The organism is Paraburkholderia sp. EB58 (assembly GCF_050436665.1).
Lineage (GTDB): Bacteria > Pseudomonadota > Gammaproteobacteria > Burkholderiales > Burkholderiaceae > Paraburkholderia.
Map to the genome: position 1 here is coordinate 1 of NZ_JBNDMQ010000034.1, position 20,958 is coordinate 20,958.

The window sequence follows — 20,958 nt, forward strand, 5'->3', positions numbered from 1 at the left end:
GTCCACACCGTGCGGCTCTGGCAATGCTAACCCGCGTTTGATTCCTCACGGCAGGCCAGCCTTTGCCTCACGGGAGTCATACTGCCTAATAGACCACTAAGAAATCAAGGAAAGGCCAACCCCGCAGGCACAACCACCAAACCGCCGCGCAGGCAAAAAACCCTTACCTCCGATACCTCTCCAAGGTAAGCCCCTCTAAGGAAATCTCGGGCACGCGCAGCGTAACAAGATCGGCAACAACCTTCCCGGACCCCATAGCCATGGCCCAACCGGTAGACCCATGCCCAACATTCAGCCAAAGATTCCCAACCCCGGAAGGACCAAGCAAAGGAGCCCCATCCGGCGTCATGGGCCTGCGTCCGACCCAAAAATGAGCAGAACTAGCCTTAGCAGCATGAGGAAACCAATCATCGAGTACCTTGAGCAATGTCTGCAAAGCCTGCTCACGTAAAGTGGGCTGCCAATTCCCCAACTCTGCAGTCCCCGCCACCCGCAAATTCCGCCCAAATCTTGTGATAGCGGTCTTCAAAGACTCATCCATCAACGCAGCCCGCGGCGACTTCTCATCATCGATCACGGGCAACGTAGCCGAATACCCTTTGACGGGATAAAGTGGCACCTTCACCCCAAGCGGTGCAAGCAGCTGCGCGCTGTCAACCCCGAGCGCCACCACCACCGCATCCGCAACAAGCACCTCATCGCCACGCTCGCTACCAACCCGCACCCCACGCACCGCACCGCCCTGAACATCAAGCCCAGTCACCCGCGTATCAAGCCGAAACCGCACCCCATTGCTTTCACAAATCGACCGAAGCTCACGAGTAAACCGCGCACAATCCCCAGCCTCATCATCGGGCAGATAAAGCCCGGAAAGCGGCGCTTCACGCGCCCACCGCAGGCCCGGCTCAATCTCCACACATTGCGCAGCGCTAACCTCACGAAACGCAATCCCTGCATCACGCAGCACGGCAAGAGCAGGCTGCGCCAACTCCACGTCATACTCGCTGCGAAACAACTGCAGATACCCTTGGCTACGACCGTAATCAAACGGATGACGAGCCCGAAATTCCCGCAAACAGTTCCGGCTGTAGTAAGCAATCCGCTGCATGCGCTGCTTGTTGACGCGAAACCGTTCGAGGTCGCACTCATGCAGCCAACGCGCAATCCAGCGCCACTGCGCAGGGTCGAACGTCGGCCGGAAGATCAACGGCGACGCAGGTTTGAAGAGGTATTTAAGAAGCTTTGCCGGCATCCCCGGCGCCGCCCATGGCGTGACATAACCCGGCGCGATCACACCGGCATTGCCGAAACTGGTGACGAGCGCCACGTCGGGCTCGCGCTCGATCACCGTGACCTCGCACCCATGGGCACGCAGATAGAAAGCGGTGGCGACGCCAATCACACCGCCGCCGAGAACAATCGTTTTCATGTCGGATCGATGCACATCAGGATGCCGGGCTCGCAGCCGCGAGTGCCTTGCCCTTCGTTTCGGGCAGGCACAGCGCCGCGGCGATGACGAGCAGATAGCCTGAACCGGCGACGAGACCCATCGCATTGACGAGCGTCATCGATTGCGAAAGCGTCCCGACGAGAATCGGGAAGAACGAGCCGAGGCCGCGCCCGAGGTTGTAGCAGAACCCTTGGCCCGAGCCGCGGATTTCATTCGGATACAGCTCGGACAGATACGCGCCGACTCCCGCGAAAATCCCCTGCACGACCACGCCAAGCGGAAAGCCGAGCAGCAGCATCGCGTTGTCGGTGATGGGCAACATCGTGTAGACCATGCCGAGCACGAATGAGCCAATCGCAAACAGGATGAACGACGCGCGCCGGCCAATCCTGTCGCACAGGATCGCCCCGACAATGTACCCAGTGAACGAGCCGACAATCAGCACGATCAGATAGCCGCTGGTGTTGAACACGGACAGATGCCGCACCGTCTTCAGGTAGGTCGGCAGCCAGGTGGTGATCGCGTAGTAGCCGCCCAGCATGCCGGTGCATAGCGCGCTGCCGAGCAGCGTCGTTTTCAGGTGAGGAAAGGCGAAGATCTGCAGGAAGTGCGAGGTATCGAAACCGCTGTCACGCGCCCGGCGGGTGGCGAGAAAGATCTCCGGGTCGCTGACGTTGCGGCGCACATAGACGATCCACAAGGCCGGCAGGATGCCCACCCAGAAGCAGGCGCGCCATGCAATCTGCTCCGGCAATAGCGCAAACGACGCCCAGTAGATGATCGCCGCCGCCGCCCAACCGAACGACCAGCTGCTCTGCACGGTGCCGACTGCCTTGGCGCGATGCTGCGGGGAGCGGATCGTTTCGGCCATCATGACTGTCACCACCGACCATTCCCCGCCGAAGCCGATGCCCTGCAACGTGCGCGTGGTCAGCAGTTGCCAGAACGAATGCGTGAAGCCCGACAGGCAGGTGAAGATCGCAAAGGTCGCGATAGTCCACTGCAGCACGCGCACCCGCCCATAGCGATCGGCTAGAATGCCCGCGATCCAGCCGCCGATGGCCGAGGAAATCAGCGAACTGGTGGCAATCAGTCCCGCCTCGCTTTTGGTCATGCCCCACGTGACGATCAACGTCGGGATCAGGAACGAGTAGATCATGAAGTCGAACGCATCGACTGCGTAACCGCCGAAGCCCGCGTAGAGCGTGCGGCGCTCGTGCGTCGTCAACTCGGTGAACCACTGAAATGACGCCATCCCGTCTCCTGAGCCCCTGATCCTTGTTGTGCGCGGTTCACCGTGTGCGCCCCGGTTCGCCCCTATTTTACGGCTCGGAAAGCCGAGTGGACCAGCCCGGACAAAATACCGCCACAAGCCGCGTATGCCGCGTATGCGTCTGGCCCGTCCGCGTTTCCCGCGTTCGGGGACGAATTTCAGATCCTTACCGACGCCTACTTTGTAACCCGTCCGATATTTTTGCCCGGTACACTCCGCTGCGGCGCAGTTCGTTTTACGCCGTCCATCCGTCCTGCAGCGAAAGCGCGCCTTACCAATACACTCAATGGATTTCATTGCGAAAGTTCGCGTATCTGCGAACCGCTCCGGCAGCGGCCGGCCGCGCCAGTTTGTACCGGATGGTGAGCTTTGCTCGCGCCGTGCCTTCTTGCAGGGCTCGGCGAGCGTGCTGCTGATGTCGGGGTTCGGCAGCGCGCTGCTATCGGCGTGCGGCGGCGGTGGGTTGTCGTCGGATCTGCCGGACACGCCGCGGCTCGCATCGGTGGACAATTTCCGCGATATAGGCGGCGCAGGCGGTGGCTATCAGACCGTGGATGGCCGGCAGGTGCGGCGCGGCATGTTCTATCGTTCGAATACGTTGACGTTGAGTGGGGCGGACAAGGCGGTGATCGATACGCTTGACATCGCGACCGTCTACGATCTGCGCACGCCCGGTGAGGTTGCCCGTGTGGCGGACGTGATTCCTACCGGCGCGGTGTATAAGAACATCAATATCACAGGTGAGCCTGATCAGATCGTGCCGCCGGCCGAAATGTCGGGAGGTGCCATGGCGATGATGGAGAGCGCCGAGCGTGCATACGTGACTGGCGTGGCGCAGCGGGCGGGTTATGGCGCGCTGCTCTCGCAACTCGCCAACACGCCGGGCGTGCAACTGATCCAATCCACCGCGGGCAAAGACCGCACCGGCTGGGTCGCGGCCATCCTGCTTAGTATTGCGAACGTCCCGCTAGATGTGATCATGCAGGACTACCTTCTGACGAATACCTACTCGGCTGCGTCGATCAACGCGCAGGTCACCGCGATCCAGGCAGAAAGCGGCGCCGCTGCGGCTACGTTGGATGCGCCGTTCTTCAGCGTGCAGGACAGCTTTCTACAGGCCGGCTTCGATCAGGTGCAGGCGAGCTACGGCACGATGTCCAGTTACCTGATCACGGGGCTCGGCTTGCCCCAATCGACCATTGATACGTTGCACCAACGCCTGGTCGTTTGAACGCTTTAAGCAGTGGGGAGGCTGGTGCCGGAAGACGCTCTTAACAGCGAGCGGCACAAGGCGCGTGGGACGAAAGCACAAAGATGCAGAGCGAGCCGGGGACGGCAGAAAAAGCGGCCCGCCCGGGCAACAGCTGGGCGGACCGAACAGGGGGCCTATCGAGGAAGCCCGCGCAGACTATACGTGCGTGCTTCTCCGGTGAGGGCACCCGGTAAGGTTGTGTAAGTGCCGCCGTGTCACGCGTCCTGCAGTCCTAACGGCAGGGCGATGCGCACGCACAGGCCACCGTCCTGATGGTTGTAGACCTCACACCGTCCGCCGCGATCGTGCGCGAGGCGCGCCACGATCGCGAGTCCGAGGCCGCAATGGCCTTCGCCGCCGCGCGCGGCGTCGAGCCGTACGAACGGCTTCATGGCGGCGGCAATCCTGTCGTCTGGAATCCCTGGGCCGTGATCGCGAACGCTCACAACCCAATGCCGAGCGTCGCGTGCCGTCGCGATTTCGACAGGCGGCGCGCCGTGCTCGAGCGCGTTGTCGACCAGGTTCGTCACGAGCCGGTCGAGCAGGGTGCGCGGCAGGGTAAAGTCGGGACCCGCGCGCAGGTCGAGGCTAAAGAGCAGGGCGTCGGCCGGGGTGGCGCTGTCCGCGGCGTCGGCGAACTCGGCGATATCGGCGTCGGAAAACTGTTCGCGCAGGAATGCGTCGACCGCGACCGGTGGCCCGGCATCCGCGGCCTGGCCGGCGAATTCGAGAAACTGCTGGACGATATTGGTGAGCGAGTCGACATCGCGAATCAGCCCGGCCCGTTCATTCTCCGCAACGAGCACGCTGGCCCGCAGCTTGAGCCGCGTGAGCGGCGCTTTCAGGTCGTGCGCCACGCCGGCTAGCATGACCGCCTGGTCGTCACCGGCTTCGTTCAGACGCCGCATCATGTCGTTGAACGAACCGATCAGGTCGCGTAATTCTCGCGGTCCCTGCACATTCACGGGCTCGGGCCGCCCGCCCGCGCCGAAGGCACGCGCGGCCAGCGCGACGCGCGACAGCGGCCGCTGCATCTGCCATACCGCGAGGAGCGACAGGATAAGGGCCGCCACCAGCATCGAGATGGTTTCGATGATGAAACGCGGACGTGGCGGAATGTCGACCGGCACCACCACCCACATCGACTTGCCCGGATAGCGAATCCACAGGCGCGGCGGCCGCGCGTCATCGACTTCGATCTCCGTGCCTGGCGGCAAGCGGCCACGCAAATGCTGGCTGAGTTCGACGAACTGCCGTTCGGTTGGCGAGTGCAAATGGATTGTGGAGGGCATGTTCCAGGTCGGCACCAGATGCACGCGCATCGCGGGCGCGAGATCGGCGCCGTGCACCGGTTCTCCATTGGCCGCCTGCAGCATCAGCAGGATGCCGCGCGCGAACCCGTCCACCTCGTGGCGAGGGGGCTGCAGCACGATCAGTACGAACCAGCCGGCCTGAATTGCCAACAATACCGCCGTCGAGAGCAACGCCATTCTGCCGAATAGCGTGTTCAACGGGTTTTTCATGAGTCTGCTGCGCCCTCGATCGAGAACGGCGTGCCGTCGGCGTCCGGCACGAATACGTAACCCTTGCCGCGCACGGTCTGCACATAGCACGGGCTCGACGGGTCGTCTTCGATGACGCGGCGCAGACGCCAGATCGGCACATCGAGACTGCGGTCGCGAAAGGCAAGATTGTCACGGTGAACCAGATCGTGGATCAACACGCGCGAGAGCACCTTGTACGGATTGTTGACGAAGATCTTCAGCAGCGCGAATTCGCTGTCCCGTAGTGCGAGCCGCGTATTGTCGCGCGACAGGGTGCGCATCGCGAAGTCGAGTTCGAAAGGCCCGAAATGATACGGCTTGCGTGCTTCGGGCGCGCTGGTGGTCGACGGCCCGCGCCGGCGCAACACCGTCTGGATGCGGGCGAGCAGTTCACGTGGATCGAACGGCTTGGTCAGATAGTCGTCGGCGCCGAGCGACAGCCCGACGATGCGGTCCGCCACGGTGCCGCGCGCTGTCACGAAGATCACGGGAATGTCGTCGCCGGCGGCGCGCAGCGCAGTGAGCGCACGCAGACCGTCGGTGTTCGGCATCATGATGTCGAGCACAACGACAGAAGGCCGCTCTCTTTCGAGGCGGCGTTGCAAATGCGTGCCGTCGTGGAGCACGGAGGCGTCGAACCCGTTCGATTGCAGAAAGCGGCAAAGCAGATCGCGTACAACCGGGTCGTCGTCGACGATAAGGACCTGTGGATTCATTTCGAAATTTTAGACTGGCGCGCGCGGCAAGCGGCCGACTGTTTTCTTACCAACACTTACCTGCTGCTGCCCGGCGGGGCGGCAGTCCCTCGGCCTCCCGTGAGAAGCCTTGCTACACAAGGCTAACCGGCCAATTTCCGGCGCTAAAGCTGGCAATATAAATTGCAGATTGAGGGACGTATCGCACTGCAATCGCTTACCGGAATTGCTGCGGGGAAAGGATTGGCGCCCAATCGAAATCACTCGTAAGCACCCTGGAAAAGCGCGCGTTCCTTCGTGCATTGTGACGGTCCTCGCAGCGTGATGATTCCACCTGTAGTCCATCGCCGCCGCATTACGTTGGCCTGAAGGTTCGAATCTCTGCTTTCAGCGTCTGCGTGAGTGCGGCAATCGAATCCGCACCCAAGTGTCACGCGAGGCAGACCATGACCGTCACGAACAATCTCCGCCCCACCACTTTCCAGCCCGTGCAGCGCGAGCGGCCGGCGTCCACGCCGGACAGCACGGCCAAACCGGAGTCGCTCCCGAGCGAACCCGCCGCGCCGGTGTCGCCCGGGGGCCTGGTCGGCAATCATGTCAACACCACAGCCTGATCTGACGAGGGCGCCCGTGTCCACTCTGACTGTGTTCAAGCGCTGTTTGCGAGCCGCAAGCTGGCTGATGTTGGGCGCGATGCTGCTGCCTCTCGACGGCTGCGGGGTCGCGGCGCTGCCGTGTCGTTTGACGGCCGCGACGCTCGACATCCTGCCGGTGGTCGGGCACGCCGCGGCCACGCCGTTCAACGCGTGTGCTTCAGCGATTGACTGAGCCATGATCTCCCGACCGTCCGTCCATCAGTGTTTCGGCGCGTTGGCGCCGCTACTGCTCTCCGTGTGGCTGGGCGTGGCGGCGCCCGGCGCGCACGCGGATCCTGCTGCAAGCGTAGCGTTCTCGCCAAAGCGTAGTACTGCTGATGAGAAAAAGCGTGCCGCGGATACGCCGTTCGAGTTTCGCGGCATTCCGCTTGGCATCACGCTCGACGAATTTCGCGCCGGCTCGACCGTGCGGGCGACGCCGGTGGGCAGCGTGCCGGTCTGCGAGACGGACATGCTGGCGGGCGCGCTCGGCATGAGCATGAAGACGAGCGAGAGCCTGACCGTGGCCTGCCGCTGGGCGCATCGGTCGGCCGACCGCTGGCAGGTCTCGCAGGCGGTCGTCGACGGCGCGCCGGCACAGGACCACGTGCTGCGCTTTGCGCGGGTCGCCGGCCAGAGCGCGTTGCGGCTCTATGAGATTTCGTTCGTGATCGACGAGGTCACCGCCGGTGATCTGCGCGATGCGCTGGCTGACCGCTATGGGATGCCGCGGCTCGTGACGAAGAACACCTCGGCGGCGGGCAGCGTGGTCCCTATGTACGTCTGGGAAAACGCCGTGAGCTCAATCACGTTGTGCTTTTTGCCGTCCACCCACAACGGCACGCTGACCTATCTGCTGAAAGATCCGGATGCGTGGGTGAAGTCGCTCGTGCGCCAATGGCAGGCGAGCAGTCCTGAGGCGGGATGAGGCGTCGCATGCTTGCCGACACCCATTTCTCCAATCTTCACGCCGGTAGAGGAATCTCCATGTCCGCGCTACGCCTCACTGCCACGCTGACGACGGCGCTGTGTCTCGCCGCCTGCGCGAGCCATCCGGATTCGATCGTTGATACGCCGATGCTGCCGCCCCTCGTGAGCGCGCCGCTCAACATCAATACGCAGGGCGCGATCTATCAGGCCGGGTCGTCGCTCTTGCTCTATGAGACGCCGCGCGCGCAGCACGTGGGCGATGTGCTGACCATTCGCTTGTCCGAATCGTATAGCGGCAACAGCAGCGCAAATACGACTGCAAGTCGCGCGAGCGACATTAGCGCCACCGCGGCCGATCAGTCGACCAGCGCCGCTGCCCGACTGGCGCGACTATTCAACATCGGCTCCGCGAACACGGACTTCAAGGGGCAGGGCGCGATGACCGACACCAACGGTATGACCGGCACGCTGGCCGTTACCGTCATCGGTACGATGCCGACCGGCAATCTGATGGTGGCGGGGGAAAAGCTGATCGCGATGAACGGCAATCATGACCGCCTCAGACTCTCCGGCATCGTCAATCCGAAGGACATCGAAGCAGGCAACTATGTGTCGTCGAGCAAAGTGGCGAATGCGCGGATCGAGCAGGCCGGACGGGGCATCGTGAGCGACTCGACGACAGTGGGCTGGCTGCAGCGGATGTTCCTGAGCGTGCTGACATTCTGAGCGTCCCCGAAGCGGGTGCTTTGCGCCAGACCGCCTTAATTTGAGGTGGCCAGCGGCGCTAAGCGTCGGCGAACGGCGGCGCGACCCGCTCGGCCGCGCCGATTTCGCCATCCGGCACGAACACATAGCCGCGGCCCCATACCGTTTGCACATAGCGTGGCTCGGACGGGTCGACTTCAATCAGACGCCGCAGGCGCCAGATTGACACATCGAGGCTGCGGTTGCGGTGCGCCTCGCTATTGCCGTGCAGCTTTTCGAGCAGTTGCGCGCGGGTGAGTACCGTCATCGCGTGCGTGACGAATACCTTGAGCATGGCAAATTCGCTCGAACGCAGCGGAATGCGTTCGCCGTCGCGGCGCAACTCGCGCGCCGGAAAATTCACCTCGAAACGGCCGAAGCGATACGGCGCACGATTCTCCGGCGCGCCAGGCGCGATCGCGCCGCGCCGCCGCAGCACGGTGCGGATACGTGCGACCAGCTCGCTTGGTTCGAACGGCTTGCCGAGGTAATCGTCCGCGCCAAGTTCGAGACCGATGACCCGGTCGATCACATCGGCGCGCGCCGTCAGCAGGATCACCGGAATGTCGTCGCCGGCCAGACGCAGCGCGCGCAATGCGCTGATGCCGTCCAGCTCCGGCATCATGATGTCGAGCACCACCAGCGCGGGGCGCTCGTTTTGCAGCGCGCGCTGCAACGCCATGCCGTGCTCGAGCACCGTTACCGAGAAGCCGCGTCCTTGCAGGTATTCGCGTACGAGGTCGCGTACGACGGCATCGTCATCGACGACGAGAATGGATTGGTTCATTCCGGCAATCTTAGGAGATAAGCCGGGGCGCTCATAGCGCGCAATGCTTTCTAAACCTTTCCGGGATAACTGTAGGCAAGCGTGTGCGAACGGTTTGAAGTCGAGTGGGTCGTCGCTGTGTGTGTGCGGTCGGGCTCAGCCGAGGCTGAGGCGAGTTTAGTTGGCCTGTGAAGTCTGAATGGTTTGCGGGCGCAAGTCGAGGCGATTGACCACCATCTTGTCGATCATGCCATTGAGCTTGACGGACGCATTCGAGAAACGGTCCAGGCCGAGTTCGCCAGTCTGATACCGCGCGGTGACGAGAATGTGGCCCTGCTGCATGAGCGTCAGATCGATCACGGACAGGTACTGGATCGGATTGTCGTTAAACTCTCGCCGGCCGTAGTCGACCGACGCGTTGTAGACCAGCCTGGCCTCGCAGCTTGCAGGGGCGGTGCCCGGGTTGTAGACGTCCGAACGAATGCCGCGCCGGTTGAGCGCGAGTTGCAACGACGGGACGAAATCGCCAACGGACACCATCCGGTTCACTTCGATGCACACCGCGCTAACGGACGCGGGCTGACCGTTGACGAAGGTCGGCGACGAGTAGTTCGATGCAATCGCATAGCCCGCCTGAATCACCGAGCCGGTGGCGTCGGCTGCTGTGATCAGCGTCCACGCACAACCGTTTAGTCCGACGCAAAGGATCGCTGCCGTCGCGGCCCATGCGCAGGAGCGCCGCCCCATGGCCCGCGGAAATCTCATGGTCCACAGAACGGCCGGAAAGAGCGATGAGCGCAAGGCGGTCACGATGCAGTACCTCGGCGTGTCGGATCGGGAGTCAAACGCGGGCCGGCACGCTTAGCGTGCGACGCGCAGACGCAATTCGTTGGGCCCCTGCACGCTCGCCGTGACGGTGATGCGGCGCTCGCCCGAGGTCACGACGAAATGCTGACGCGTTGGCGTGTTGAGGTCGTGCACGACATTCGGAAAACAGGCGGCGATGTCGGCACCCAGTTCTTCGAGCGGGTCCGTGACCACGCCGTCAGCTTCCCAGTGAGCGTGCCAATGGCAGTCGTAGGCGTTCGAGTTGGCGCGGCAATCGTCGGCGCTGGCGAGGCCAGGCAACTGCGCGGCCGGTTCATCGTGCAGTTGCTTGAAGTCGGGGGCGGCGACGATGTGCTTCAGTGCGGGACAGACGTTCGCGGGCTCGGCGGCCTGCACCATCTGCGCGGCGTGGGCGCCGACCGACAGCAACAAGGCGCCCGCGCCAAAGCCGGTGCCGACAGCGGTGAAAAGGGAACGGCTCGTCCGCGTGAGTCGTTGGGTCAAAAGATAGAAGCTGCGATCGGATGACATGGGCGGGAAGTCCGGTAGCGGTGAGTGGCGTGCGAGTCGCAAGGTGGTGTTTGGCCCGCATGTCAATCGTCGCCCCAGCACGGTACTTTCAAAGCATGGAACAGCCTGAACGGTTCGCAAATGCTTCCGAACTGTTGTCGCGTATTTCAGGAAGTTGCAACGTGCCTGTTGGAATGCTGCTGCAGTTTGACTGGAGTTTGCCTGGGACTGCCGCAGATTCGGGCAGCGTCTTGGTGATCAACCCAGCGTGAGCCCGCCGTCGATATGGATGATCTGGCCTGTGATGTGTCGCGCTTCGTTGGAGAGCAGGAAGGCGATCAGCGCGGCGATGTCGGCCGGTTCGGCGACGTGGCCGAGCGGTGTGGCTTCGGCCGCGTGCGTCCACGCCGCGGCGTTGGCGGCGCTGGGGCCGCGCTCCTTGCGCGTGTAGCCCGGCGCAACGCAATTGACGGTGACACCATGCGGGGCGAGTTCGGCGGCAGCGGTTTTCGCCAGCGATTCAATCGCGGCCTTGGCTGCCGCCGTTGCAGCGAACGGTGCGTCCGCGCGATAGCGATGTGCGACGAACGAACTAAGCGCAACGACGCGGCCGCGCTGCGAAGTTTCGAGCGCCGCTGAAGCGCGCTTGACGAGCGCAGCGAAGGCGCCCGGCATTGCGGCGAAGGTTTCGTAGAAAGTATCGGCGTCGAGTGCGCCTAGCGTCTGACGCTGCGCATGGCCGGCGTTGGCGACCAGTTGATCGAGTGCGCCGAATTGGGCGAGCGTCTCGTGCACGATGTGTTCGGCTGCACCGCGCTCGGCGAGATCGCTAAAGACCGTGGCGCATGTGGCGCCGGGTGTCGAGCACTCCGTCGCGACGGCAGTGAGGCGCTCGCGCGAGGGCGTATCGGCGCCGCGTGCATGCAGCATCAACGCGGTGCGCGGCGCAGCGATGCGCCGGGCCAGCGCCGCCCCGATGCCGGAGCCGGCACCGGTGATCAGCACGACCCGGTCTAGCGCGGCCCGCTCTGATGCGACGCGGTCTGACGAGACCCGGTCTAGCGCGGCCCGCTCTGATGCGACCCGCTCGAACGCCCCGCTGCTCATGCGGCGACCGGTTCGCCCGAGCGTTCGACATCCAGCGTTTCTTCGTGGAACGCCGCGAGCGATTCACGATGCGCCACGCTGACAATCGCGGCCTTAGGCAGACGCTCGGTGAAGAGGTGATAGAGCCGCGCCTCGTTCGCTGCATCGAGCGCGCTGGTGGCTTCGTCGAGGAACAGGTAGTCGGGCTTGTGCAGCAGCACGCGGGCAGCGGCGAGCCGTTGTTGTTCCCCTGGCGAGAGCACGCGCGCCCAGTGTCCCGATTCCGCCAGACGCTCCACATAGTCGTCGAGGTGGCACACGCGCAGCGCTTCGCGGCATTCGTCGTCAGTGTAGGTGTCGGCGGTGGACGGGTAGGCGAGCGCGCCTTTCAATGTGCCGATCGGCATGTAGCTCTGCTGCGGAATGAACATCATGCGCGCATTGACCGGCGCGTCGATCGAGCCGTCGCCGAACGGCCAAAGTCCGGCGAGCGCACGCATCAAGGTGCTCTTGCCCGATCCGGACGGACCGCGTACCAGCCAGCGCGAACCGGGCTGGATCGTGATATCGCGGATCTGCGAGAGCGCGGTGCCGTTCGGCAAGGAGAGCGACAGGCCTTCGGTGGTGAGCTTATCCTCGTCGACGAAGTGCAGGTTGATGCCGCCATGAGCGGTGGCCGGCGAAGTGCTTTCTTTCAGATGCGACGCATGGATGACGCGTTTGAATTCGCGCAGACGATTTACCGTGGCGCGCCAATCGACAAGGCTGCCGTAACTGTTGATGAACCAGGAGAACGAATCGCTCACTGTGCCGAACGAGTTCTGGATCTGCATCAGCACGCCGAACGTGAATGCGCCGGCGAAGTACCGCGGAGCGGCGACCGCGATCGGAAAGATAATCGCGATCTGGCCGTAGAAGCTCAGCACGAAGCTCAGGCGCTTGGTGTACTTCATCACTCGCCACCAGTTGTCGCGAATGCGCTGGAAGATATTTCCCGCAGCGGCCCGTTCGGTTGCTTCCCCATCGTAAAACGCGATCTGTTCGGCGTTTTCGCGCACCCGGATCAGGCCGAAACGGAAATCTGCCTCAACCTTCTGCTGCTGGTAGGTGATCGAAACGAGCGGGTGGCCGAGCTTGTAGATCATGTACGAGCCACCGAGTGCGTAGAGCGCTGCGACCCATACCATGTAGCCGGGAATCACGAGTGGGACGCCGCCGAGCGTGACGCTCAGCGAGCCCGCCAGACCCCAGAGGATGGTGACGAACGTAATGAGCGTGACGACCGTGGACAGCAGGTCGAGCGTCAGCGTGAGCGTGCTGGTCGCAAATGACTGCAGGTCGTCGCTGATCCGCTGGTCGGGGTTGTCGGCGAGGCGGTCGCGCTCGATGCGGTAGAACGCGCCGTCGCCGAGCCACTCTTCAAGGTAGCGGTGCGTGAGCCACTGGCGCCAGCGGAACCCGAGCATCTGACGCAGGTACCGGCCGTACACGAACAGGATGATCATCGCGAACACGATGACCGAGAAGACCACCATCAGGTGCGGGAAGTCGTGAACGTTCTTGGCCTGCAGGGCGTTATAAAAGTCGCCATTCCAGGTGTTGAACTTCACGCTCAGCCAGACGTTGGCGAGGTTGATCGCAATGATCGTGACGAGCAGCCCCCACGCGATCTTCCATTCTTCTGAGACCCAGTAGGGCTTGATCAGACTCCACGCAGAGACTTTGTCGTCCGGCTCTAGCGGGTGGGCAGGGGAAGTATTGGGTGTCATGACCATCCTGAAGTAATGCTGGCTCATCTTGGGCTAACCCACTATGACCGGCCCAGATAGCTCAGTCCATAGCGAGTCGGCGCCACGGCGGAATTGCGATTGCGGCCCGGGTCTCGACCCCGTCGCCCGACACCGGCCGCCCGTCGCCCGATTTTGGCGCGAGCGCCTTAAGCGAAAATTAATCGCGTGAGACGCGGGCAGGCGACTACCGGGTGTGGGGCAAGAAGCCGCGCCAATGGCGCGGGCGTCCGATCGTTGCATTGTGCCAGAGCGCCGCGCGTGGCTGCATCAATCGGCGGCCGCAGCCCCGCCGACGCAGTCGGTTTGCGGCCTCCGCGCCTTTTATGGTCTAATGACTCTCGACGAAACAGGGGTGCTTTGCGCGCGGGCCACACGCCGCGGCGAGGCTGAGAGAGACCCTTTGCACCCGATCCGGGTAATACCGGCGCGGGAAGTTTCCGGAAGTCAGCTTTTCTTCCATTCTCCCGCCGGGCAGCGTCCGTCACTGGATGCGCCTTTTGCCCGGCCGGCCTCGCCCGCCGGTTTCGTCCTTGGGTACGTGCGCCTGATGCCGTACGGAAAGGATACGATGACCGCTCATTCTTCAGTTTATTGCTTCGTTCGCCCCCTCACGGGCCATGCCTGTTTGCGCGTGCCGGCGGGACGGCGATGAACACGCTTGCTCAACCGGATTTCGCCGTCATCGGCGGTGGCTTGTGCGGCCGGCTGGTCGCCTGGCGGCTCGCCGGAGCGGGACACCGCGTCGCTTTGTACGAGCGCGGCGATGCGGCCGGCTCGCAGGCCGCGGCGTGGGTGGCGGCCGCCATGCTCGCGCCGCTCGCCGAAGCGGCCAGCGCCGAGTTGCTGATCACGCGCCTCGGCGCCACCTCGCTCGATACCTGGCCGACGATCCTGGCCCAACTGCCCGAACCGGTGTTCTTTCAACGCAATGGCACGCTGGTCGTCTGGCATCACGCCGATCGCACCGAAGCACCGCTGTTCGAACGCCGCGTGCGCTCGAACGCGCCCGCAGATCTGCTGGATGGCGGTTTCGTTACGTTATCGGGTACTCAGGTCGGCGCGACGGAACCCGCGCTGGCCGGCCGCTTCACGCAAGGCTGGCTGCTGCCACACGAAGGCCAGCTCGACAATCGCCAGGTGCTCAGCGCGTTGGCCGCAGGTCTGGCCGAGCGCGGTGTCGAGACGCACTGGAACACACCGGTCGCCGAGCACGCCCTGCCGCCAGCACGCGTGACGATCGATTGCCGCGGGCTCGGCGCGAAAGCGGTATTGCCCACCTTGCGCGGTGTCCGCGGTGAAGTCGCCCGTGTGCATGCGCCTGGTATCGGCCTGACGCGCCCGGTGCGCCTGCTGCATCCGCGCTACCCGCTGTATATCGCGCCGAAGCAGAACGATCTCTACGTGATCGGCGCCACCGAAGTGGAAGGCGAGGACATGTCGCCCGTCAGTGTGCGTTCCGCGCTCGAATTGCTCAGCGCAGCGTTTTCGGTTCATCCCGGCTTCGGCGAGGCACGCATACTCGAATTGAATTCGCAGTGTCGCCCGACCTTGCCGGATCACCGTCCGGCGCTGGTTTGGGATGGCGCGCAGACGTTGCGCGTGAACGGCCTGTACCGGCATGGCTACATGATCGTGCCGGAAGTCGCGGACGAAGCCGCCCGCTTTGCCGCCGCGCTGCTCGAGGGACGTATCGGCGACGCCGACGCCTTCGCCGGCTGGCGGCGCGATGCCCGCTGGAGCGAGCTGTTTCAGCTCGCCCGGCTTGACCCACACGATTGCTCGCAGGAGCCGGCATGAGCGTTGCGGCCTGTTACGCGGCGCCCGCTGGGCTAGTTATTTGCGTTATTGATTGAACCGTATCTGAACACCATGGACATTCACATCAATCAGAAGCCGTTGTCGCTGCCCGACGGGGCGACTGTCGCCGACGCGCTTGCCGCCTTCGGCGCGCGTCCGCCGTTCGCCGTCGCGCTGAACGGCGATTTTGTCGCCCGCACCCAGCACGCCGCGCGCGCGCTGCAGGCGGGCGACAAGCTCGACGTCGTGCAACCCGTCGCCGGCGGCTAAACGAACGCCTGCGGCCAAGCGGCCGCGTATCGCCAGAGACAAGGATTTTTAGATGACTTCTCCCACTCCCGCCGACGCGCTCACGCTGTACGGCGAAACCTTCGCGAGTCGTGTGCTGCTCGGCACCTCGCGCTATCCATCGCTGCAGTCGCTGTCCGACTCGATCGATGCAGCGAAGCCCGGCATGATCACGGTCGCACTGCGTCGCCAGATGAACGAAGGCGGCGCCGAAGCCGGCTTCTTCGACCTGCTCAAACGCCACGGCGTGCCGCTCTTGCCGAACACGGCCGGCTGCCAGAGTGTCGGCGAAGCGGTCACGACCGCCCATATGGCGCGCGAAGTGTTCGAGACCGACTGGATCAAGCTCGAGCTGATCGGCGACGACTACACGCTGCAACCCGACCCGGTCGGCCTGATCGAAGCGGCTGCACGGCTGGTGAAGGACGGCTTCAAGGTGCTGCCGTATTGCACCGAAGATCTGGTGATCGGCCGTCGTCTCCTCGACGCCGGCTGCGAGGCGCTGATGCCGTGGGGCGCACCGATCGGCACCGGCAAGGGCGTGATCAATCCGTATGGCCTGCGGGTGCTGCGCGAGCGGCTGCCGGACGTGCCGCTGATCGTCGACGCGGGTCTTGGCGTGCCGTCGCATGCCGCGCAAGTGATGGAATGGGGCTTCGACGGCGTGCTGCTGAATACGGCCGTATCGCAGGCTACCCATCCCGACGCGATGGCCCGCGCGTTCGCGCTGGGCGTCGAAGCGGGGCGCCAGGCTTACCTCGCGGGGCCGATGGCCGAACGTGAAACCGCCCATGCGAGCACGCCGGTGGTCGGCATGCCGTTCTGGCATCAGGACGGGAGCGCAGCATGAACCAGACATCGACGCAGACTTCGCCGCTCGGCGGCCGCGAGTTGTTCTGGCCGCCCGCTGACGAATTGACCGAAGCCGCCGAGCGCATCCGCGCGCGGTTGGGCGTTTGGCCGCCTACCCACGCGCCGTGGCGCATTTGCCTGACCGCGCCGGACGACGCCAACGGCGGCGATCTGATTATCGTCGCCGACGCCCAGCAGCACGGCGAGCAGGTGGCGCGTTGGCAGGTACAGGGCGCAGGTGTGATCGAAGCGGCTGCGGGCCGTGCGACGCTGCATCTGGGCGGCGAGCGTTATCCGCTGGAAGGCCATCTGGCCGAAGACTGGATCCCGGCGCTCGCTGCCATTCTCGATTGTGGCTTTGCGCCGCACGACGCGCTGGTGCTGGCGCTCGCCTGGCGCGACGGCGATGAAGCCACCGCGGACGACGCCTGGCCCACGGATCTGTCCCGTTTCCCACGCGTGATGGGTTTGCCGGCTGCACCGGAGCAGCCGTTCGCGCGCTGCCCTGAACGTCTTGGCCTGTACCCGGTGCTGCCGACGGCCGAGTGGGTCGAGCGGGTGGTCGGCTTTGGGGTGAAGACAGTGCAACTGCGTCGCAAGACGGCCGAACCGGGCGAACTGGCGCAGGAAATCGCCCGCTGCGTCACGGCGGGCCGCACGCACGACGCGCAAGTGTTCATCAACGATCACTGGCAGCTTGCGCTCGAAGCCGGCGCGTATGGCGTTCACCTTGGCCAGGAAGACCTGCACAAGGCTGATCTCGCCACGCTCGCCGCTGCGGGCGTGCGTCTCGGCCTGTCGACCCACGGCTACTACGAAATCCTCACCGCGCTGCACTTCCGGCCCAGCTACATCGCGCTCGGCGCGGTGTTCGCGACCACCACCAAGGTGATGCCCACGGCGCCGCAAGGACTCGCGCGTCTTGCCCGCTACGTGCGCCTGCTCGAGGGCGTCGTGCCGCTGGTGGCGATTGGCGGGATCGACCAGCAGGTGCTGCCGCAGGTGCTGGCGACGGGCGTCGGCTGCGCGGCCGTTGTGCGCGCCGTCACAGAGGCGGCCGACCCTGCTGCCGCGGTATCTGCGATGCAACGAGGGTTTACGCCATAATCGCGACGTCCCTGCCTTTTCGGGACAGGGCGCGTCACGGCAGCTTTTGCACGATGGCCCTATAATTCGGCCTTCTGTGTAAAAGGATCGTCAGCTTCGTGCCTTCCTCCTCCGAGACCCTTCTCGAGCTTCGCGACGTCGACTTCGGTTACGGCGACCGGCTCGTCCTGTCGAACCTGAACCTGCGCTTCAAGCGCGGCCAGGTCGTCGCGGTCATGGGCGGCTCGGGGTGCGGCAAGACCACCGTGCTGCGGCTGATCGGCGGCCTCGTGCGCGCCCAGCGCGGGCAGATCCTTTTCCAGGAGCAGGACATCGGCGCGCAGACGCGCGACGGTCTCTACGCCCTGCGTCGCAAAATGGGCATGCTGTTCCAGTTCGGCGCACTGTTTACCGACATGTCGGTGTTCGAAAACGTGGCTTTTACGCTACGCGAGCACACCGATCTGCCTGAAGAGCTGATCCGCGACCTGGTGTTGATGAAGCTCAACGCGGTGGGCCTGCGTGGCGCGCGGGATCTATCCCCAGCGGAAATTTCCGGCGGCATGGCGCGGCGCGTGGCGCTCGCCCGGGCCATCGCGCTCGACCCCGACCTGATGATGTACGACGAGCCGTTTGCCGGCCTCGATCCCATTTCGCTCGGCATCACCGCGAACCTGATCCGCACGCTGAATCAGGCGCTAGGCGCCACCTCGATTCTGGTGACGCATGACGTGCCGGAATCGTTCGCGATTGCCGACTACGTGTATTTTCTGGCCAACGGTGGCGTACACGCCGAAGGCACGCCCGAGCAATTGCGGGCCTCAAGCGATCCCACCGTGCGCCAGTTCATAGACGGCGCCCCGGACGGTCCGTTCAAATTCCACTATCCCAGCAACACGCCGCTTGCGGCAGATTTCGGCATCGGCGGGGGACAGGCATGATCAGTACGATCGGACGTTCGGTGATCGGCGGACTTGAAACCGCCGGCTATGCCACGCGGCTTTTCTTCCGTCTGGTGCTGGAATTCTTCCCGTTGTTGCGCCGTCCGCGTCTTGTCACGAAGCAGATCCACTTCGTGGGTAATTATTCGCTCGTGATCATCGCGGTGTCGGGGCTGTTCGTCGGCTTCGTGCTGGGGCTGCAGGGCTATAACACGCTGAATCGCTATGGCTCCGAGCAGGCGCTTGGGCTGTTGGTGGCGCTGTCGCTGGTGCGCGAGCTTGGTCCGGTCGTCACCGCGCTGCTGTTCGCGGGCCGTGCTGGTACCTCCCTCACCGCGGAAATTGGTCTGATGAAAGCCGGCGAGCAACTGACGGCCATGGAAATGATGGCGGTCGATCCGATCAAGATCGTGATCGCGCCGCGCCTGTGGGCGGGCATCATCTCCATGCCGATTCTCGCGGCCATTTTCAGCGCGGTCGGGATTGGCGGCGGCTACGTGGTGGGCGTGTTGATGATCGGCGTTGATGCCGGCTCGTTCTGGTCGCAGATGCAGGGCGGCGTCGACGTCTGGGCTGACGTAGGCAACGGCGTGATCAAGAGTATTGTGTTCGGCTTTGCGGTGACGTTCATTGCGCTCTTTCAGGGGTACGAAGCCAAACCGACCCCGGAAGGTGTTTCACGGGCGACGACCAAGACGGTGGTGTACGGCTCGCTGGCCGTGCTCGGCCTCGATTTCCTGCTGACCGCATTGATGTTCAGCTAAAAAAACCGCGCGACGTGCTTTCCGCCGCGGGCACTGGCTTGCCCGCGCCGCGCGGAAGGTGTGGCCGGCGCGACGGATTCTCTTTGGGATGACGATGAAAAAGACTGCTCTCGACTTCTGGGTCGGCCTGTTTGTGGTGCTGGGTTTCGTAGCACTGCTGTTCCTGGCGCTGAAGGCCGGCAACATGAGCTCGTTGTCGTTTCAGGCAACCTACCCGGTCAAGCTGAAGTTCGACAATATCGGCGGGCTGAAGGCGCGTGCGCCGGTGAAGAGTGCGGGCGTGACGGTCGGCCGGGTCGATTCGATTGGTTTCGACAGCAATTCGTACCAGGCCGTGGTGACGATCGATCTGGACAAGCAATACCCGTTTCCAAAGGACACCTCCGCCAAGATCCTGACTGCGGGGCTGCTCGGTGAGCAGTACATCGGTCTCGAACCGGGCGGCGATAGCGAAATGCTGAAAGCAGGCGACACGATCTCGATGACGCAATCGGCCATCGTGCTCGAAAACCTGATTGGACAATTCCTCTATAGCAAGGCGGCAGACTCGGGTGCCGCCAAGACGGGCGCATCCGCTGCAGCCCCCGCACCGGCGGCACCGGCACCGGCCGTGCCCGCATCGGGCGCGTCGGGTCAATAAGGAGAACAAGAATGCAGACCATGCGCGTCCGTATCTCGGCGCTCGCGTTCGGCGCGGCGATGCTGGCCGGCTGTGCGACCGTCCAGACCCCGACCAAGGGCGATCCGATCGAGGGCTTTAACCGTACCGTCTTCAAGTTCAACGACAAGGTCGACCAGTACGCGTTGAAGCCGGTCGCCAAGGGCTACGTGTACATCACGCCGCAGCCGGTGCGCGACAGCGTGACCAACTTCTTTTCGAACATCGGCGACGTCTACATTGCAGCGAACAACCTGCTGCAGTTGAAGATTACCGATGGTGTCGAAGACATCATGCGGATCGTCATCAATACCACGTTCGGTTTGGGCGGCCTGTTCGACGTGGCAACGCTCGCGAAGCTGCCCAAGCACGACAATGACCTGGGCCTCACGCTCGGTCACTACGGCGTGCCGGCAGGCCCGTACCTCGTGCTGCCGCTGTTCGGGCCAAGCACGGTGCGCGACGCGGTGGGCTCGATTGGCGCTTACTATGTCAATCCGTTGTCGTACATTCATCCGGATGGCCTCAGCTGGGCGCTGTACGGCGTGAACATCGTCAACACGCGGGCGAACCTGCTGGGCGCGAGCGATGTGCTGGAAGGCGCGGCGCTCGACAAGTATTCGTTTGTGCGTAATGCGTACCTGCAACGCCGGAACTACCTGCTGTCGCAAGGCAAGGCGGGCGGCACTGCATCGCTGCCGGATTACGGCGACAACGCGCCGCTGCCCAAGTACGACGACGTGGACGGCAGCGCCGCGGCTCCGGCTGCTGGCGCAACGGCCGCCTCGGCTCCGGGCGCGGCTTCTGCGCCGGGCACGGTGTCTGCGCCTGCTAACGCGGCGGCTCCCGAGAGTGCTTCGGGCACCACCGCCGCAACCGCGACGCCGGCCTCCGGTACCTCAGCGTCGCCGCCGCTGGATATGAACGGCGGCCCGGAAAACGACCAGGTGCCGGCCGATCAGGTCGTGCCGCCGCGGCTTAACTTCCCGACGTTCAGGTTGCATTGAGGGCGCAGTCGTAACACCTCGAAACGACTCTCGCAGTTTGCGCGTGGATCGCGGATGAACTC

General features: G+C 64.0%; 22 protein-coding genes and 1 riboswitch. Of the genes, 12 read left to right on the plus strand and 10 right to left on the minus strand.

Annotation, left to right across the window (positions count from 1 at the left end; translation table 11 throughout):
- Window positions 1–163: 163 nt before the first annotated feature.
- Both P3T40_RS34585 and P3T40_RS34590 read right to left on the minus strand, forming a co-directional pair.
- Window positions 164–1,429 (minus strand): D-amino acid dehydrogenase, encoded by a 1,266-nt coding sequence (locus tag P3T40_RS34585; protein ID WP_429272208.1) that lies wholly within the window; start codon window positions 1,427–1,429, stop codon window positions 164–166.
- Window positions 1,430–1,445: 16 nt separating this feature from the next.
- Window positions 1,446–2,705 (minus strand): MFS transporter, encoded by a 1,260-nt coding sequence (locus tag P3T40_RS34590; RefSeq protein ID WP_429272209.1) that lies wholly within the window; start codon window positions 2,703–2,705, stop codon window positions 1,446–1,448.
- Window positions 2,706–3,009: 304 nt separating this feature from the next.
- Here P3T40_RS34590 and P3T40_RS34595 point away from each other — a divergent pair, with 304 nt between their 5' ends.
- On the plus strand, window positions 3,010–3,954 hold the full coding sequence (locus tag P3T40_RS34595; protein WP_429272210.1) for a tyrosine-protein phosphatase: 945 nt from the start codon (window positions 3,010–3,012) through the stop codon (window positions 3,952–3,954).
- A 236-nt stretch (window positions 3,955–4,190) separates the two neighbouring features.
- Here P3T40_RS34595 and P3T40_RS34600 read toward each other — a convergent pair whose 3' ends face one another.
- From P3T40_RS34600 to P3T40_RS34610, 3 genes are all read right to left on the minus strand, one after another.
- Window positions 4,191–5,498, minus strand: coding sequence for an ATP-binding protein (locus tag P3T40_RS34600; RefSeq protein ID WP_429272211.1), 1,308 nt, complete (start codon window positions 5,496–5,498; stop codon window positions 4,191–4,193).
- Window positions 5,495–6,235: a response regulator gene (locus tag P3T40_RS34605; RefSeq protein ID WP_429272212.1), complete on the minus strand. Its 741-nt coding sequence runs from the start codon at window positions 6,233–6,235 to the stop codon at window positions 5,495–5,497. The genes P3T40_RS34600 and P3T40_RS34605 overlap by 4 nt, the downstream gene beginning before the upstream one ends.
- Window positions 6,236–6,644: 409 nt before the next feature.
- Entirely contained in the window at window positions 6,645–6,806 is a 162-nt protein-coding gene (locus P3T40_RS34610) for a hypothetical protein (RefSeq protein WP_429272213.1), read from the minus strand.
- An 89-nt stretch (window positions 6,807–6,895) separates the two neighbouring features.
- On the opposite strand from P3T40_RS34610, the gene P3T40_RS34615 reads away from it, so the two are divergent.
- From P3T40_RS34615 to P3T40_RS34625, 3 genes are read left to right on the plus strand one after another with little or no spacing between them, the layout of a single operon-like run.
- A complete protein-coding gene (locus P3T40_RS34615) occupies window positions 6,896–7,042 on the plus strand; it encodes a DUF6726 family protein (protein WP_429272307.1) in 147 nt (48 codons plus the stop codon).
- 3 nt (window positions 7,043–7,045) lie between these two features.
- Complete coding sequence (locus tag P3T40_RS34620) at window positions 7,046–7,777, plus strand: hypothetical protein (RefSeq protein ID WP_429272214.1); 732 nt, start codon at window positions 7,046–7,048, stop codon at window positions 7,775–7,777.
- 59 nt (window positions 7,778–7,836) lie between these two features.
- The gene (locus tag P3T40_RS34625) at window positions 7,837–8,505 is read left to right on the plus strand and encodes a flagellar basal body L-ring protein FlgH (RefSeq protein ID WP_429272215.1); all 669 of its coding nucleotides are present in this window, start codon (window positions 7,837–7,839) and stop codon (window positions 8,503–8,505) included.
- Between the two features lie 58 nt (window positions 8,506–8,563).
- On the opposite strand, the gene P3T40_RS34630 is transcribed toward P3T40_RS34625, so the two are convergent.
- The 5 genes from P3T40_RS34630 to P3T40_RS34650 all read right to left on the minus strand — a co-directional run bounded on the left by P3T40_RS34630 (window position 8,564) and on the right by P3T40_RS34650 (window position 13,482).
- A complete protein-coding gene (locus P3T40_RS34630; RefSeq protein ID WP_429272216.1) occupies window positions 8,564–9,310 on the minus strand; it encodes a response regulator in 747 nt (248 codons plus the stop codon).
- A gap of 156 nt (window positions 9,311–9,466) precedes the next feature.
- The gene (locus P3T40_RS34635; protein ID WP_429272308.1) at window positions 9,467–10,036 is read right to left on the minus strand and encodes a hypothetical protein; all 570 of its coding nucleotides are present in this window, start codon (window positions 10,034–10,036) and stop codon (window positions 9,467–9,469) included.
- Between the two features lie 114 nt (window positions 10,037–10,150).
- The gene (locus P3T40_RS34640) at window positions 10,151–10,648 is read right to left on the minus strand and encodes a hypothetical protein (protein ID WP_429272217.1); all 498 of its coding nucleotides are present in this window, start codon (window positions 10,646–10,648) and stop codon (window positions 10,151–10,153) included.
- A gap of 237 nt (window positions 10,649–10,885) precedes the next feature.
- The gene (locus P3T40_RS34645) at window positions 10,886–11,734 is read right to left on the minus strand and encodes an SDR family NAD(P)-dependent oxidoreductase (RefSeq protein WP_429272218.1); all 849 of its coding nucleotides are present in this window, start codon (window positions 11,732–11,734) and stop codon (window positions 10,886–10,888) included.
- Window positions 11,731–13,482, minus strand: a complete 1,752-nt coding sequence (locus tag P3T40_RS34650; protein ID WP_429272219.1) for an ABC transporter ATP-binding protein/permease — start codon at window positions 13,480–13,482, stop codon at window positions 11,731–11,733. Before P3T40_RS34650 ends, P3T40_RS34645 begins: the two co-directional genes overlap by 4 nt.
- Window positions 13,483–13,841: 359 nt before the next feature.
- Window positions 13,842–13,953: riboswitch (TPP riboswitch) on the plus strand.
- Window positions 13,954–14,151: 198 nt separating this feature from the next.
- On the opposite strand from P3T40_RS34650, the gene P3T40_RS34655 reads away from it, so the two are divergent.
- The 8 genes from P3T40_RS34655 to P3T40_RS34690 all read left to right on the plus strand — a co-directional run bounded on the left by P3T40_RS34655 (window position 14,152) and on the right by P3T40_RS34690 (window position 20,896).
- The gene (locus P3T40_RS34655; RefSeq protein ID WP_429272220.1) at window positions 14,152–15,300 is read left to right on the plus strand and encodes an FAD-dependent oxidoreductase; all 1,149 of its coding nucleotides are present in this window, start codon (window positions 14,152–14,154) and stop codon (window positions 15,298–15,300) included.
- A gap of 72 nt (window positions 15,301–15,372) precedes the next feature.
- On the plus strand, window positions 15,373–15,570 hold the full coding sequence (gene thiS / locus P3T40_RS34660) for a sulfur carrier protein ThiS (RefSeq protein WP_122155463.1): 198 nt from the start codon (window positions 15,373–15,375) through the stop codon (window positions 15,568–15,570).
- A gap of 52 nt (window positions 15,571–15,622) precedes the next feature.
- Window positions 15,623–16,438, plus strand: a complete 816-nt coding sequence (locus P3T40_RS34665) for a thiazole synthase (RefSeq protein WP_429272221.1) — start codon at window positions 15,623–15,625, stop codon at window positions 16,436–16,438.
- Window positions 16,435–17,547, plus strand: coding sequence for a thiamine phosphate synthase (thiE, locus tag P3T40_RS34670; RefSeq protein WP_429272222.1), 1,113 nt, complete (start codon window positions 16,435–16,437; stop codon window positions 17,545–17,547). Before P3T40_RS34665 ends, thiE begins: the two co-directional genes overlap by 4 nt.
- 98 nt (window positions 17,548–17,645) lie before the next feature.
- Window positions 17,646–18,467, plus strand: coding sequence for an ABC transporter ATP-binding protein (locus P3T40_RS34675; protein WP_429272223.1), 822 nt, complete (start codon window positions 17,646–17,648; stop codon window positions 18,465–18,467).
- The gene (gene mlaE, locus P3T40_RS34680) at window positions 18,464–19,231 is read left to right on the plus strand and encodes a lipid asymmetry maintenance ABC transporter permease subunit MlaE (protein ID WP_429272224.1); all 768 of its coding nucleotides are present in this window, start codon (window positions 18,464–18,466) and stop codon (window positions 19,229–19,231) included. The genes P3T40_RS34675 and mlaE overlap by 4 nt, the downstream gene beginning before the upstream one ends.
- A gap of 94 nt (window positions 19,232–19,325) precedes the next feature.
- A complete protein-coding gene (mlaD, locus tag P3T40_RS34685; RefSeq protein WP_429272225.1) occupies window positions 19,326–19,871 on the plus strand; it encodes an outer membrane lipid asymmetry maintenance protein MlaD in 546 nt (181 codons plus the stop codon).
- Window positions 19,872–19,882: 11 nt separating this feature from the next.
- Window positions 19,883–20,896 carry an MlaA family lipoprotein gene (locus P3T40_RS34690; RefSeq protein ID WP_429272226.1) on the plus strand — a complete coding sequence of 338 codons (1,014 nt, stop codon included), beginning with the start codon at window positions 19,883–19,885 and terminating at the stop codon, window positions 20,894–20,896.
- Window positions 20,897–20,958: the final 62 nt, after the last annotated feature.